This is a genomic window from Pseudomonas veronii (assembly GCF_002028325.1).
GTDB lineage: Bacteria > Pseudomonadota > Gammaproteobacteria > Pseudomonadales > Pseudomonadaceae > Aquipseudomonas > Aquipseudomonas veronii.
On sequence record NZ_CP018420.1, the window covers coordinates 5,169,887 to 5,184,343 of the forward strand.

At 61.1% G+C, this 14,457-nt stretch carries 16 protein-coding genes; 5 read left to right on the plus strand and 11 right to left on the minus strand.

All coding sequences use genetic code 11. The features are described from left to right. Window positions 1-54: 54 nt before the first annotated feature. The 4 genes from PverR02_RS23510 to sctC all read right to left on the minus strand — a co-directional run bounded on the left by PverR02_RS23510 (window position 55) and on the right by sctC (window position 2,766). Window positions 55-516, minus strand: coding sequence for a transglycosylase SLT domain-containing protein (locus PverR02_RS23510; protein WP_046382433.1), 462 nt, complete (start codon window positions 514-516; stop codon window positions 55-57). Window positions 517-523: 7 nt separating this feature from the next. Then, window positions 524-901: a winged helix-turn-helix domain-containing protein gene (locus PverR02_RS23515; RefSeq protein ID WP_026139810.1), complete on the minus strand. Its 378-nt coding sequence runs from the start codon at window positions 899-901 to the stop codon at window positions 524-526. 168 nt (window positions 902-1,069) lie between these two features. After that, window positions 1,070-1,285, minus strand: a complete 216-nt coding sequence (locus PverR02_RS23520; protein ID WP_017845218.1) for a FliM/FliN family flagellar motor switch protein — start codon at window positions 1,283-1,285, stop codon at window positions 1,070-1,072. Between the two features lie 14 nt (window positions 1,286-1,299). Continuing rightward, on the minus strand, window positions 1,300-2,766 hold the full coding sequence (gene sctC / locus PverR02_RS23525) for a type III secretion system outer membrane ring subunit SctC (RefSeq protein WP_079444504.1): 1,467 nt from the start codon (window positions 2,764-2,766) through the stop codon (window positions 1,300-1,302). Between the two features lie 273 nt (window positions 2,767-3,039). Here sctC and PverR02_RS23530 point away from each other — a divergent pair, with 273 nt between their 5' ends. The 5 genes from PverR02_RS23530 (at window position 3,040) to cobA (ending at window position 8,742) form a co-directional block, all read left to right on the plus strand. After that, window positions 3,040-4,266 carry a CmpA/NrtA family ABC transporter substrate-binding protein gene (locus tag PverR02_RS23530; RefSeq protein ID WP_079444505.1) on the plus strand — a complete coding sequence of 409 codons (1,227 nt, stop codon included), beginning with the start codon at window positions 3,040-3,042 and terminating at the stop codon, window positions 4,264-4,266. A 13-nt stretch (window positions 4,267-4,279) separates the two neighbouring features. Beyond that, a complete protein-coding gene (locus PverR02_RS23535; protein ID WP_017845215.1) occupies window positions 4,280-4,855 on the plus strand; it encodes an ANTAR domain-containing response regulator in 576 nt (191 codons plus the stop codon). A gap of 235 nt (window positions 4,856-5,090) precedes the next feature. Next, window positions 5,091-6,302 carry a nitrate/nitrite transporter gene (locus PverR02_RS23540; protein WP_017845214.1) on the plus strand — a complete coding sequence of 404 codons (1,212 nt, stop codon included), beginning with the start codon at window positions 5,091-5,093 and terminating at the stop codon, window positions 6,300-6,302. Continuing rightward, window positions 6,302-7,972 (plus strand): bifunctional protein-serine/threonine kinase/phosphatase, encoded by a 1,671-nt coding sequence (locus tag PverR02_RS23545; RefSeq protein WP_079444506.1) that lies wholly within the window; start codon window positions 6,302-6,304, stop codon window positions 7,970-7,972. Before PverR02_RS23540 ends, PverR02_RS23545 begins: the two co-directional genes overlap by 1 nt. Window positions 7,973-7,998: 26 nt before the next feature. Continuing rightward, complete coding sequence (gene cobA / locus PverR02_RS23550) at window positions 7,999-8,742, plus strand: uroporphyrinogen-III C-methyltransferase (RefSeq protein WP_079444507.1); 744 nt, start codon at window positions 7,999-8,001, stop codon at window positions 8,740-8,742. 60 nt (window positions 8,743-8,802) lie between these two features. Here cobA and PverR02_RS23555 read toward each other — a convergent pair whose 3' ends face one another. The 7 genes from PverR02_RS23555 to PverR02_RS23585 all read right to left on the minus strand — a co-directional run bounded on the left by PverR02_RS23555 (window position 8,803) and on the right by PverR02_RS23585 (window position 14,421). Further along, window positions 8,803-9,786, minus strand: coding sequence for an OmpA family protein (locus PverR02_RS23555; protein ID WP_079444508.1), 984 nt, complete (start codon window positions 9,784-9,786; stop codon window positions 8,803-8,805). 107 nt (window positions 9,787-9,893) lie between these two features. Next, window positions 9,894-10,484, minus strand: coding sequence for an RNA polymerase sigma factor SigX (gene sigX / locus PverR02_RS23560; RefSeq protein ID WP_046382425.1), 591 nt, complete (start codon window positions 10,482-10,484; stop codon window positions 9,894-9,896). An 87-nt stretch (window positions 10,485-10,571) separates the two neighbouring features. Continuing rightward, window positions 10,572-11,396: a mechanosensitive ion channel family protein gene (locus PverR02_RS23565; RefSeq protein WP_017845209.1), complete on the minus strand. Its 825-nt coding sequence runs from the start codon at window positions 11,394-11,396 to the stop codon at window positions 10,572-10,574. A gap of 2 nt (window positions 11,397-11,398) precedes the next feature. Continuing rightward, window positions 11,399-11,644, minus strand: a complete 246-nt coding sequence (locus tag PverR02_RS23570; RefSeq protein ID WP_005790375.1) for a hypothetical protein — start codon at window positions 11,642-11,644, stop codon at window positions 11,399-11,401. Window positions 11,645-11,730: 86 nt separating this feature from the next. Then, window positions 11,731-12,726, minus strand: a complete 996-nt coding sequence (locus tag PverR02_RS23575) for a zinc transporter ZntB (RefSeq protein ID WP_017845208.1) — start codon at window positions 12,724-12,726, stop codon at window positions 11,731-11,733. A gap of 25 nt (window positions 12,727-12,751) precedes the next feature. Continuing rightward, window positions 12,752-13,243 (minus strand): ribonuclease E activity regulator RraA, encoded by a 492-nt coding sequence (rraA, locus tag PverR02_RS23580; RefSeq protein WP_017845207.1) that lies wholly within the window; start codon window positions 13,241-13,243, stop codon window positions 12,752-12,754. A 188-nt stretch (window positions 13,244-13,431) separates the two neighbouring features. After that, window positions 13,432-14,421 carry an alpha/beta fold hydrolase gene (locus PverR02_RS23585; protein ID WP_046382424.1) on the minus strand — a complete coding sequence of 330 codons (990 nt, stop codon included), beginning with the start codon at window positions 14,419-14,421 and terminating at the stop codon, window positions 13,432-13,434. Between the last annotated feature and the right edge of the window lie 36 nt (window positions 14,422-14,457).

Below are 14,457 nucleotides of genomic sequence, written 5' to 3' on the forward strand. Positions count from 1 at the left end.
GGCGGCGATTATAGCCGGGCTGGCGGCCTGCGTGCGAGGCGTGCCGCCCAATCGTCAGTAGCGATGCGCGACCAACGCTTCGTAACGGGCCCAGACCTTCTGTGCGTACTGCAAGCGCAACGCCTCACGCTGTGGACCAGGCCCCGGGCCTGCGTTATAGGCGCCGATGGCCGTCCAGTTATAGCCGAAGCGCTGAACGAACTCGGCAAGAATCGAGGCCCCGACCTCTATTGACAGGCACGGCTCACTCAACAGCCGGTCTTCGGTGATGCCTAATTTGAGCAAGCGGGGCAAGTGAACGCTGTTGATCTGCATCAGGCCGATATCGCGGGAGCCATTGCGATTGTTGTAATTCATCGCGCCCGCACGGTAACCCGACTCTACGGCAGCAATGGCTTGCAGCAATTCCGGCTCAAGATCGTAGCGACTGGCCACCTCATCCCAACAATACGCCAGCGCCTTATTGCTGCCCATCAGCACCACCAGCAACAGGCCCTTGCGCCACGCATTGCGCATCCCGAGGCTACCTGCCACAGGCCGAACAAACGGCGATGGGCGGCAATGAGGCGCGCTCGGCTGGCCGCACCGGGCATGTAAAGCGATAGCCCCTGCCATAGATCGTCTTGATAAACCCTTTGTCGGCGCGCAGATGTTTACGCAACGAATAAATGCAGCGTGTCAGCGATTCCTCCGACACCTCCCCCTGGCGCCAAGCCATTTCAAGCAAACAGTCTTTGGTCATCAGCGCACCACCGGACACCAACAACAAGCGCAGCACTTGCCATTCCTTGGGCGGCAACTGGATATCCACGCCCTCGCCGGTCAAGCGTCCATCGCCATGCAGGGTCCAGCGGCCAAAGACCAGGGAAATCGTCATCCCTCCATCATTCACCACGGCCATACACACCTCTGCATCCAACCACTGACATTGAAATCCTGATTTCCAGAAATGGCGCATACGCCGACTGCACGACTATAAAAAAAGCCTCCCCGAGCCACCCTAGGAGAAAGCCCATATCAGCAGGGCTTTCCGGAATCGCCTTGTAAGAAATCTCACTGGAACTGATAACTAAGGCGATACCCACTCCTGGTAGACCTCAAGCAGCTCAACCCCCAGGCGGTCTTCCAACTGCACCAGCTCGCCCAGAGCCAGTAACTGACCGTTGACGCGCACTTCCACGCAATGGATGACCTCCGGTGCCAGCGGCAGCACTTTCCCCGGTGCAAACAACGCCAGCCGCTTGCGCGTGATCAGTTGTTCCTGCAAAAGAATTTCCAGATGCATGACGAGCGCCTACCTCATTGATCGACATCGCGAATCGACCGCACAAACGCACGGTGCACCCGTTCGTATTGCGGCTGAGTCAGCGGTGGCGGCCCGACGGTGCCATCCAGGGTCTTGAGCTCGTTGCCCACGGCCCGGGCCTGAATCACAAACAGCCGTACTTCGGCACGCTGGCCACGCGCAGTGGCACGCCCCTGCGCATCAACATCCCGGCGAAACCCGCCCAACCACAGGCGTTTCCCCTGCGGCATCCGAACGACACTGCTGACGCTGACCCGCCCGACTGCGGTCATTTTCTGACGCCGCCCCGCCTCGCCCATCTGGCGGTCATCCTCAAGGCTCAGCAGCATCTCGATCTCGTTCGCCTCGGCAAACCGCGGCAACGCGCTGACCTGGGTGCCATAGCGTATGGGTTTCCAGTCGGTGCGAGCGACGGCGGGCCCCGGCACGTAGAGTGTGTGGTTATCCTGGAACACCGCAGGAACGTTCTCCTGGGTGAGAATCACCGGCAGTGTCACCACCCGCGCGCGCCGTCGTCGCTCCAGCACGGCGATCTGCGCCATCAGGCGATTGTCCTCCAACGGCTCCAACACCCGGGTCGCCGAAGTTGATGTGTGGGTTTCCTCGGCCCAGGCCTGGTCGATTTTCTTCAGTTCGTCACGGTCCACGTCCACCAGCCACAGCGAAACCTCGATCGCGCGCTTGGGCACATCCAGCTCCGCCACCAATTGTTCGATAAAACGCACCTGGGCAGGCTTGCCCTTGATCAGCAGGCTGTTGGTATCCGGGTAAGGAATCACGGCCAGGCTCTTGTCGGCCAGCAAGCCGGGCGGCCGTTGCGCGGGCGCCTGTTGTTCGCGGGAAAGCACGGTCTCGATCAGCGACGCCATGCCCGGCACATTGACCTTTTCCTCGCCCATGACGTACTCGCGGTCCGCCACATGGGTATTGAGCACCTGCACCACGCCAAACGCCTGCTGGCCCACACGGAGCGCGGCCCGCTGGCGGTCCATCAATTGCGTAAGGTGCAGCACCTGGTCGACATAGTTCGCCGGCCCGGACACATAGAACATCCGGCCCCCGCTCTCCCGCAGCGGGTAGCGGGACTCATCGAGCCCCGAGCGACGCATGAACTCGCGCAGCCTTGAGACGGAAATATGCCGCAGCGTCACCGCCGAGCTCTTCGCTTCATCTGCTGCGTAGAGGTAGAGCACCTGCCCGTCGCTGTACCAGATCAGGTGATGCTGCTCGGCTACCGCCTCCAGCACCTGCTGTGCCCGGCTGAAATCGTAGGTTCCGTCAACGCGTTGCCGAGCCGCCGCCCGGCTGACAACGACCGGCAGGCCGAGAGGCAGCGACAACGCGCTGAAAAACGTGTGCAGGCTTTCGTCCCGCGCCTGGTAAGTCTCACCCCGGGCAGACGCACAGCCCAGCATCAACACCGCGTAAAACAGCCAGCGGCACAGCCGATGGGCGGCCATCGTTGTCGGAGAATCAGCGTACACCGTGGGGTTTCCTGGGCAGTCTGGCATAGGGAAGCGGCCATACTGAAAGCCTGTGGCGTTTCAATCTTGATGGAAAGTTGACGGCGTAACACGCCGTTCCGCCCGTGGCATGTGCCTTGCTATGCACTCTGTATCAGAGCGCGCGCCAACGTCGGAGCGGGCTTACGGACAAAGGCGTCGTTACCCGCAATGGCTCGCGCCGCCATCTGAGGGAGCGACGCTTTTTTTTGAACGAAAAGGTAGGTGTTGATGAACGATTCGGACGGCAACAGCCCGATAAACGACCCGCTGGCCTGGGTCAACGGCAGTGACGCCCCGGAAAAGAGCAGCCTCGACCTGGGCTTCATGGCCTTGAGCGACTGCGCCTCGCTGGTGGTCGCGGCCACCCAGGGCTTCGCGCAACCCTATGGCTTGACACTGAACCTCAAGCGTCAGTCGTCGTGGGCCAACCTGCGCGACAAACTGGTCAGCGGCGAACTGGATGCCGCCCACAGCCTGTATGGGCTGATCTACGCCGTACACCTGGGCATCGGCGGCGTGGCCGCCACCGATATGGCGGTACTGATGGGGCTGAACCAGAACGGGCAGAGCATCAACCTGTCCCACGACCTGCAACAGCAAGGGGTGGTCACTCCTGAGGCACTGGATCGCCACGTGCACCAAAGCCGAACAAAACTGACCTTCGCCCAGACGTTTCCCACAGGCACCCACGCCATGTGGCTGTATTACTGGCTGGCGAGCCAAGGTATCCATCCATTGCAGGATGTGAACAGTGTGGTGGTACCGCCGCCGCAAATGGTGGCGCACCTATTGGCCGGGCGCATCGACGGTTTTTGTGTCGGTGAACCCTGGAGCGCCAGTGCGGTGAAGCAGAACCAGGGCTTCACCCTGGCGACCAGCCAGGCGATCTGGCCGGACCACCCGGAAAAGGTGCTCGGCTGCACCCAAGCGTTCGTCGACCAATACCCCAACACCGCCCGCGTACTGGTGATGGCGATTCTGGAGGCCAGCCGCTTTATCGAGGCGAGCCACGAAAACCGCCGTTCCACCGCGCAGCTGCTCAGCGCCCGCGAGTACCTCGACGCGCCACTCGACTGCATCGAGCCGCGTCTGCTCGGGACTTACGACGATGGGCTTGGCAACCAGTGGCAAGATCCCCACGCACTGCGCTTTTTCGCCGATGGCGAGGTGAACGTGCCCTACCTCTCCGACGGCATGTGGTTCATGACCCAGTTTCGCCGCTGGGGCCTGTTGCGCGAAGACCCGGACTACCTCGGCATTGCCCGCCAAGTGCAGCAACTGGAGCTGTATCGCCAGGCAGCCGATGCCGTCGGCGTCACCGCGAACGCCCAGGACATGCGCAGCAGCCAACTGATCGACGGCAAGATCTGGGATGGCTCCGCCCCCGCCGCCTACGCCCGCAGCTTCCGCCTGCATGCCCTGGCCGACCACACCAGCCGCCACGCCTTGCGCTGACAGGAGGACCGATATGTTGCGAATCCTGTTGATCAACGACACACCGCGCAAGGTCGGGCGCCTCAAGGCGGCACTGACCGAGGCCGGGTTTGAGGTGATCGATGAGTCGGGCCTGACCATCGATCTGCCTGCGCGCGTCGAAACGGTGCGGCCGGACGTAATCCTGATCGATACCGAGTCACCCGGCCGCGATGTGATGGAGCAAGTGGTGCTGGTCAGCCGCGACCGACCGCGTCCGATCGTGATGTTTACCGACGAACACGACCCGGACGTCATGCGCCAGGCCATCAAATCCGGCGTCAGCGCCTACATTGTCGAAGGTATCCAGGCCCAACGCCTGCAGCCGATCCTCGACGTGGCCATGGCCCGCTTCGAAAGCGACCAGGCCCTGCGCGCCCAGCTGCAGGCCCGCGATCAACAGCTGGCCGAGCGCAAGCGCATCGAACTGGCCAAAGGCATGCTGATGAAAATGAAGAACTGCAACGAGGAAGAGGCCTACACCCTGATGCGCCGCCAGGCCATGAGCCGCCAGCAGAAACTGATCCAGGTGGCGGAGCAGATCATCGCCATGAGCGAGTTGCTGGGCTAACCCTCCTCGACAGCGGCTACGGCAGATTGGCCCAGGACTTGCTAAGTATTCAATACAGGTAACCAACGGCGGTTGCCCCTTCACGACAAAGACGTCGCACACCCGGTTTGCCCTCGCGGACCCGGTGGCGGCGTTTTTTTGTTTTGGCCCTTTGACACAGGGCCGGTGGGGCGGCCGTAGCCGGCTGTTCCATCACCAGGCCTTCTTACAAGACTCCCAACCGTTGAGGTGCGTGATGAAATCAAGCTTCTGGAAATCCGGGCACACCCCGACCCTGTTTGCCGCGTTCCTGTATTTCGACCTGAGCTTCATGGTCTGGTACCTACTGGGCCCGCTGGCGGTGCAGATTGCCGCCGACCTGCACCTGACCACGCAACAACGCGGCCTGGTGGTGGCGACCCCCATCCTGGCAGGCGCGGTGCTGCGTTTTCTGATGGGCATGCTGGCGGACAGACTCTCGCCCAAGACCGCCGGGCTGATCGGCCAGGTGATTGTGATCGCCGCACTCTTCGGCGCCTGGAAACTCGGCATCCACAGCTATGAACAAGCCCTGTTGCTGGGGCTGTGCCTGGGGATGGCCGGAGCGTCCTTCGCGGTCGCCCTACCGTTGGCGTCCCAGTGGTATCCCGCGGAGCACCAGGGCAAAGCCATGGGCATCGCCGGCGCTGGCAACTCGGGCACTGTGTTCGCAGCCATATTGGCACCGGTACTCGCGGCGGCGTTCGGCTGGAGCAATGTGTTCGGTTTCGCCCTGATTCCGTTGATCCTGACCCTGATCATCTTCGCCTGGCTTGCGCGCAATGCCCCCGAACGCCCGAAGGCCAAATCCATGGCCGATTACTTCAAGGCCCTCGGCGACCGTGACAGCTGGTGGTTCATGTTTTTCTACAGCGTGACCTTCGGCGGCTTTATCGGCCTGGCCAGCGCCCTGCCCGGCTACTTCAACGACCAATACGGCCTGAGCCCGGTGACCGCCGGCTACTACACCGCCGCCTGCGTGTTCGGCGGTAGCCTGATGCGCCCACTCGGCGGCGCCCTGGCCGACCGATTCGGCGGGATTCGCACGTTGCTGGGCATGTACAGCGTGGCGGCGATCTGCATCGCTGCGGTGGGTTTCAACTTGCCCAGCTCCTACGCGGCCCTGGCACTGTTCGTCTGCACCATGCTCGGCCTTGGCGCCGGTAATGGCGCGGTGTTCCAGTTGGTGCCCCAGCGTTTCCGCCGTGAGATCGGCGTAATGACCGGCCTGATCGGCATGGCCGGCGGTATCGGCGGCTTCGCCCTGGCAGCAGGCATGGGTGCGATCAAACAAAGCACCGGCAGCTATCAACTGGCCCTGTGGTTGTTCGCCAGCCTTGGCGTACTGGCCTGGTTCGGCCTGCACGGCGTCAAGCGCCGCTGGAGAACCACCTGGGGCTCGGCTGCCGTGACCGCCGCGCGCGTCTGATGAGCCTGCACCTGAGCGTCGCCCAGGCCAGCACCATCGGCCCGCGCGCCGAGAACCAGGACGCCCTGCGCGTGGTCACGCCCCTGGCGGAGCTGGCCGCGAGCAAGGGTTACCTGTGCGCCATCGCCGACGGTGTCAGCCAATGCGCCGACGGCGGTCTGGCCGCACGCTCGACCTTGCAGGCGCTGGCCCTGGACTATTACGCCACGCCGCAAACCTGGGGTGTGGCCCAGGCGCTCGAACGTCTGTTGCTGGCGCAGAATCGCTGGCTGCGGGCCAATGGCGGTGGCCAGCCGTTGCTGACCACCCTCAGTGCCCTGGTGTTTCGCGGGCAACGCTTCACCTTGGCCCACGTCGGCGACTGCCGGGCGTATCGCTGGCTGGACGGCGAATTGCAGCGCATCAGCGAAGATCATGTATGGGAACAGCCGGGCATGCAGCATGTGCTCAAGCGCGCGCTCGGCCTGGATCAACACCTGGTGCTGGATTTTCTCGACGGCCAATTGCGCGAGGGCGAATGCTTCCTGCTGCTCAGCGATGGGGTGTGGGCGACTTTGGGTGATCACAGCATCAGTGCGATCCTGCGCGAGCAGACCGACCTCGATCTGGCGGTACACACCCTGGTCACCACCGCACACCTGGCCGGCAGCCAGGACAACGCCAGTGCCCTGCTGGTACGCATCGATAAACTCGGCGCCGCGACCCTGGGCGACGCGCTGGTGCAATTGCAGCAATGGCCGCTGCCACCCGCGCTGAAAGCCGGGCAACAGTTCGAAGGCTGGCAGGTGGAAAGCGTATTGGCGCAGAGCCGCCAGTCGTTGCTGTACCGGGTCCGCGATGCCCAGCAGCAACCCTGGTTGCTGAAAACCCTGCCCCTCAGCCGTGACGATGACAACGACGCCGGTCAAGCCTTGCTGTCGGAGGAATGGTTTCTGCGGCGGGTGGCCGGGCGCGCGTTTCCTGAAGTCCACGCGGCCAGCGGGCGTCAGCACTTGTACTACGTGATGCGTGAATATCCGGGGCAAACCCTGGCGCAATTATTCCTGCAACAGGGCCCATTGCCCCTGGCGCAATGGCAATTCGTGGCCGAACGTTTACTGCGGGCGGTGGGTCTGTTGCATCGTCGGCAAATACTGCACCGTGACATCAAACCGGAGAACCTGCTGCTGGGTGACGATGGTGAGTTGCGCGTACTGGATTTCGGCCTGGCCTACTGCCCGGGTCTCTCCGAGGATCGCGCGCATGTACTGCCCGGCACACCAAGCTTTATCGCGCCCGAAGCGTTCCAGGGCGACCGTCCCACAGCCCAACAAGACTTATACAGCGTAGGTGTCAGCCTGTATTACTTGCTGACTGGGCATTACCCCTACGGTGAAATTGAGGCTTTCCAACGGCCCAGATTCACCCAACCGGTCAGCGCCAGCCGCTACCGCCCCGACCTGCCGGACTGGTTACCGCTCAGCCTCGAGCGCGCGGTGGCGGCTCAACCTGCACAACGCTATGAAACCGCCGAAGAATGGCTGCTGGTGCTGGAGCAGGCAGACCGACGGGAACTGAGTGTCCGCCCCCGGCCGTTGTTGGAGCGGGAACCCTTGAAGGTCTGGCGCACCCTGGGGTTGCTCTCGATGCTGATCAATCTGACGCTTCTTTACTTACTCTTTCACCGCTGACGTCATCTCTAGACGAGGGAAAACACATGAACGCAAAAGTCTGGCTGGTGGGCGCGGGCCCTGGCGACCCGGAGCTGTTGACCCTCAAGGCGGTTCGGGCGATGAACTGCGCCGATGTGGTGCTGATCGATGATCTGGTCAACCCGCAGGTACTGGAACACTGCGCGGCAGCGCGGGTGATCACCGTCGGTAAACGTGGGGGCTGCCGCTCAACGCCGCAGGACTTCATCCACCGCCTGATGTTGCGCTACGCCCGCCAGGGCAAGTGCGTGGTGCGGCTCAAGGGCGGCGACCCGTGCATTTTCGGGCGAGGTGGCGAAGAGGCGATGTGGCTGCGCGAACGCGGCGTCGAAGTCGAGTTGGTCAACGGGATCACAGCCGGGCTGGCGGGCGCGACGAACTGCGCGATTCCACTGACCTTGCGTGGTGTCAGCCGCGGCGTGACGCTGGTCACAGCGCACACCCAGGACGACAGCAGCCTTAATTGGCGCGCGCTGGCGGAAGGCGGGACGACGCTGGTGATCTATATGGGGGTGGCGAAGCTGGAAGAGCTTCGTCAGCAGTTGCTGGAAGGTGGGATGGCCGCGGATATGCCCGTGGCAATGATCGAAAATGCCTCATTGCCGCAGCAGCGGGAGTGCCGTAGCCATTTGTCGCAGATGCACGAGGATGCACAGGCGTTCGCCCTGAAGAGCCCGGCGATCCTGGTGATCGGCAGTGTCGCCGCCACCTCGCAAGCAGCGAGCGTCGCATCGGCAGCCAGCGCCTGAGGCAAACCCCAGGCGAAAAAAAACCCGGCCGAAGCCGGGTTTTTTTCTACTACTCAGTAATTACTGAGCAGCTTGAGCTTCAACAGCAGCTTCTACGCGACGGTTGATAGCGCGGCCAGCTTCAGTTGCGTTGTCAGCAACTGGGCGGGATTCGCCGTAACCTACCGAGCTAATGCGGCTAGGAGCTACGCCGTCTTTAACCAGGACTTGCTTAACAGCGTCAGCACGACGCTGGGACAGCTTCTGGTTGTAGGCGTCTGGGCCCACGGAGTCAGTGTGACCAGCCACTTCTACGTGGGTAGCTGGGTACTGATTCATGAAGTCAGCCAGGTTTTTCACGTCGGCGTAGCTGTTAGGCTTAACCACGGACTTGTTGAAGTCGAACTTAACGTCCAGCTCAACACGAACAACGTTGGCAACCGGTGCTTCTGGCTCTGCAACTGGCTCTGGAGCTGGTGCTGGGGTAGGAGCTGGAGCAACTGCGCCAGCGTTACCGCCGAAGTTCACACCCAGGCCGACCAGTGCGGAGTAATCCCACTTGCCGTTGTCCAGTGCGTAGTCAGCTTCAACACCGGCACGAGCGTACAGGTTGTTGGTGAAGTAGTACTTCACGCCAGTACCAGCGATGAGCTGGGTAGTTTGGTCGCGACCGCTGTGGCCGTCAGCACGAACGTTGCCGCGGCTCTGGTGACCGACACCGCCTTCTACGTATGGACGCAGGGAGTCGACGCCAGCTTGACCGAAGTGATACTGGGCCACGAGGCTGGTGGTATCGCCTTTGATCTTCTGGCTACCGGTACCGTCGTTCGAACGGGTGTGGTTGGTCTTGTCGTAGGACAAGTCCAACGACAGGTCGTCGGTCAGGAAATAACCAATGCGAGCGCCTGGGTTGAAGCCGTCTTCGATATGATTGACGCTATCGTTGTACTGCTTCTTGTAGAACAGCTCGCCTTCAACTGCGCCTTGGCCTTGTGCCAGAACGCCGAAAGAAGTAGCGGCAATAAGAGAACCAATGGCCAAGCCCAAGGTGTTTTTCAGTTTCATCCGTTAAATCCCCATCTGGTGATTGTAAAGCAGTCCCACAAACCGGGGGACAACTCGGCGACAAGTCTAACAGAACTTGCCTACACGTAAGAGATATTTGCCACGCACTAAGTTTCAGTCTCGCCCGCAAATTTCTCACGTAATTTATCAAGAGCACGTTTGTAACGCATTTTTGTAGCACTCAAACCCATATGCATGATGTCAGCGATTTCCTGAAATTCCAGCTCTGCGACAAAACGTAGCACCAGAATTTCGCGGTCAATCGGGTTCACATGCACCAACCAGCGATCAAGTCCGCCCTTCTCCTCGGGTGCCGGCGTCTTTTCTTCAGACGCCTCCTCAAGGGGGTCCAGACTCAAGGCGTCCATCAAGCGACGCTTTCGCCGTTCCTTACGATACTGCGTGATGCACTCGTTGTACGTGATGCTGTAGAGCCAGGTCTTGAACTTCGATTTGCCCTCGAAGTTCTTCAGGCCATACAACACCTTGAGCATCACTTCCTGACAGACATCATCCGCATCTCTATCGTTCCCTAAATACCTTGAACAAACGTTGAACAGAGTGCGTTGATATCTGCGCATCAATTCTTCATACGCGCGTGTTACGTGAAACAGCTCCGTGTGCGAGCGCGCGACCAACTCCTCATCAGAGAGCTCACGGGGGTCATAGCGCGTGGACAGCGTTTGGGCTTTATTCAAAACAAGTCGTGCCGACAGTCAGGTCAATGTCCGCCACAGCCCGGTCACCCGGGTTCGCGGCGGCGTACATTAGCAGGGTTTGCCGGGTTAGCGGCTACTGACCTGCTGCTCCAGGAGAATCCGATTGGACAGCGACACCAGGTCGCCGTCATCGGTCAGCACAGTTGTCTTGACCGTACCGATCTCCTCGATTTGCCCCTCGACCTCGCCCACACGCACGTGCTGCCCTACCTGATACAACTCACGCACATAGATTCCCGCCAGAATCTGACCGGCAATTTCCCGACTTCCCAGACCCATGGCCAGCGCAACGGCCAGACCAACGGTAATCAAAACAATCACAATCACGTGGTTGAGCAGGTCAGTCTTGACCTCCAACTGGCTGATCGCGACGGAAATACTGATGATGATCACGAGCCCTTGGGCGATTCGCCCCAGGCCTGCCGCGTAGTCCAGCCCGACCCCTTCAGCGGCCCCGCGTACCAATCCGTTGGCCAATTGCGCAAGCAGAACGCCGACGAGAAGCACCAGCGCGCCGCCGAATACCTTCGGCAAATACAGTGCCAGCATGTCCAGCGTAGCTGAAACTCGCTCAAGGCCAAGGGATTGAGCCGCAGAAACCAAAAAAATCAACAAAACGAACCAGTAAACGATCTTGCCGATCAAGGTCGAGATCGGCACCTGCAGCCCGGCGCGGCCGAGCAGCTTGGTCAGGCCGGTGCCTGCCATCAAACGGTCCAGACCGAGTTTGGCGAGCAGCTTGGACAGCAGGGTGTCGAGCAGCTTGGCCACGACAAAACCCAGCAATACCAGGACCAGCGCCCCAAACAGGTTGGGAATGAAATTCGCCACCTTGGTCCACAATGCGGTCATCGCGGTGACCAGGCTCTGGGTCCAGAGATCAAGTTCCATATTCAATCAGCCTTATCAGCAGTGCGAGCAAGAGGTTTACGACGGGAAACCGGCGAGACGTGGGCCGAACCATTGTTCAGGGCCATCATCAACGCCGGCAGCCAACGACCGAGCAGACCGAACAGATCCCCCGCCCCGACCTGACGGTTGGCGGTTTTCAACACGCGGCCCAGGCAGGCATCGTCATCCCGGTTGGATGGCGAAGCATTGAGCATGTCACGCAAAGACTGTTCGAACGGATCGTGCATAAAGACCTCTCGCAAGTGTTTTAAAAGACGAGGGTTAAATTCCTGAGGTCACATCGGCCCCTTCCTACGTTCAGGTCATATTCAGCTCAAACCCAGCGCAATCGTCGAAATAGCCACCATTGTCCGAGCGCCACCGAGACCATCAACAGGCAGGCAATCACAAATCCATAAGGGCTGGCGGAGAACGGTATGCCCCCCACATTGATACCTAACAAGCCGGTCAGAAAACTCATCGGCAGGAAGATCCCGGTGATGATCCCGAAGCGGTACATTGTACGGTTCATGCGTACGCTCAAGCGCCGATCTTCGGCCTCCAGCACAAGCCCCACGCGCTCCCGGGTCAATTCGAGTTCTTCCAGGTAGCGGGTCAGGCTGTTGTTCAATTCGTTCCAATAGTCGGCATCGTCATCACAGAACCACGACAATTTGATCCGCGTCAGTTGGGCAAAGATATCCCGCTGCGGCGCCAGGAATCGCTTGAGCCCGGCCGCTCGCCGACGGATCTGCAAAATGCTGCCATGCTCCGGGGTATACCGTTCGTCGGTATCGAGTTTTTCTTCCTCTACGTCGACGATTTCAGACAGGTCGGACACCAGGTCCTGGACTTTGTGCGTCAGGTACTGCGCCATATACAGGATGAGTTCAGACGCGGTTTTTGGCCCCTTGCCATCCGCCAACTGCACCAGCAACTCATCGGTGGCGCGCAGCGGGCGCAAGCGCAGGGAAATCACCCGGCTGGCAGCGGCGAAGATACGCACCGAAACCATGTCTTCCGGCTCAGCGCCAGGGTTGAGGTTGACCCCGCGCAGGAACAGCAGGAGTTCCGCGTCCGGCAACGGCAACAGGCGCGGGCGGGTGTTCTCCTCCAGCAGCAGGTCACAGGCGAACTCACTCAAGCCACTGGCCTTGCGCAGCCAGGTCTGGGTTTGCGGGTGGCTGCGATCCCAATGCAGCCACAGGCTTTCCTGGGGCTGCAGTTGCAATTGGTCAAGCTCAGTTCGGGCAATCGAACGCGCACCGCCTTTACCATCCAGCACCAGGGCATGCACCAGGCCCCACTGCGCGTTTTCTTCCTCGAACATCCTCACCCCTGTCGGTTATTGCGGTTTATTCAGGCATTTTCAGCGGGCTGGGCGACACGATCACGCCATTATTGTCGGCGTAGATGTATTCACCCGGACGGAATGTCACACCGGCAAAGGTCACTGCCACGTTCAAGTCGCCAATGCCGCGCTTGTCAGTCTTCATCGGGTGGCTGGCCAACGCCTGCACGCCGAGGTCGGTCTGGGCGACGACGTCGACATCCCGGATGCAACCGTAGATCACCAGCCCTTCCCAACCATTTTTCGCGGCTTTCTCGGCGATCATGTCGCCCAGCAGCGCGCGACGCAGGGAGCCACCACCGTCGACCACCAGCACCTTGCCGGCGCCTGGCTGGTCGGCCTGCTCCTTGACCAGGGAGTTATCTTCGAAGCATTTGATGGTGACGATCTCGCCGCCAAAGGAATCGCGGCCGCCGAAGTTGCTGAACATTGGCTCGGCCACCTGCACCAGTTCCGGGTAGGCGTCGCAAAGATCGGGAGTGACGTAGTGGTTCATTGAAAATTTCCTTTCTGTCAAAGACGTGTCTTTCGAAAGAGGCGCCGGCCGAAGCAGCAGCAAAACATCCCATCCGTTTCGCCGTTACGCAATAGCCACTGCGCGACTGAATATGACCAGAAGCATTTAACGCGTCATATCTTAGCCGCAACCAAAGACGAGCGAAACGCCCTTGGCAGAGCGCTGCGTCAAACTACGACCAATGCATCAGCCTGAGCACCCAACAATGGTGTCAGCGGATCTTTCAGCCATTGCGCCACCAACGGCCAGACCTCGGCCTGGGCCGCTTTGCTGACCAACATCTCCACATGCCCGAAATCCCCGGTAAAACCTTGTTGGCGCCCCAGGCGCAGGTATTGCCGCGGCGCCGAGCCGACTTGTTCGTACAGCTTGCGGCAGGCCCAGTCCGGGTCCTGCTGGTCGCCGGCGGCACTGACGACCAGCAGCGGCACGTCGACTTCCGCCAGGCCTTTCCACCAATCACGGCCGGCCTCGCCAAACCGGCCGAAGAGGCCATGCCAGCGCATGCTCTCGATCATTACGCCCACCGGCTCGTCCTCGGGGCCGCGCTTGAGCCGCGGGCCGGACAACTGGCCAAAGCGCTTCAGGAGCAAGCGAGCGCCCCACTCCAGCGGTGGAATTTTCAACGGCCAGTAGGTGCGACTGACCTGGCTGCCGAACAGCGCCACTGAAGCCACCGCCGGCGCACCGAGGTACTGGCCACCCAAGGCCGCCGCCAGGGTGGTGCCGCCCAGGGAATGCCCGATCCAGTGGGGAATCTGCGCGCTCTGTTCGCGCACGAACGCACCGATGGCCGGCAAATCGTAGCGGGCGTAGTCCGCGACCCGATTGCGGGTGTAGTCCTGGTTGCGCTTGGACAGGCCGTGGCCGCGCATTTCCGGTATCCACACATCGAACCCCTGGCGTGCCAGGTAGGCGCCCAGGCCGACGCCTTTGGGCGAGTACCAGAAGCGCCGGTTGGAAAAGCTGCCATGTAACAAAATCACAGGGATGCCGCGGTTTTGCGCGACATCGGCCAGGCCCAGACGCGTCACGGCCAGCTCGACGGTGCCGTCGGGGCTGTTGCCGGGTTTGAGCCGGTACACATCTTCACTCAGGTCGCCACGACGTTCAGCGCTGATCAGGGCGACGGGAAACAGGTTGCTGCTGCTTTGCATAATGCTCTTGCACAAAAAAGGGCGGCGTCCGGAAGG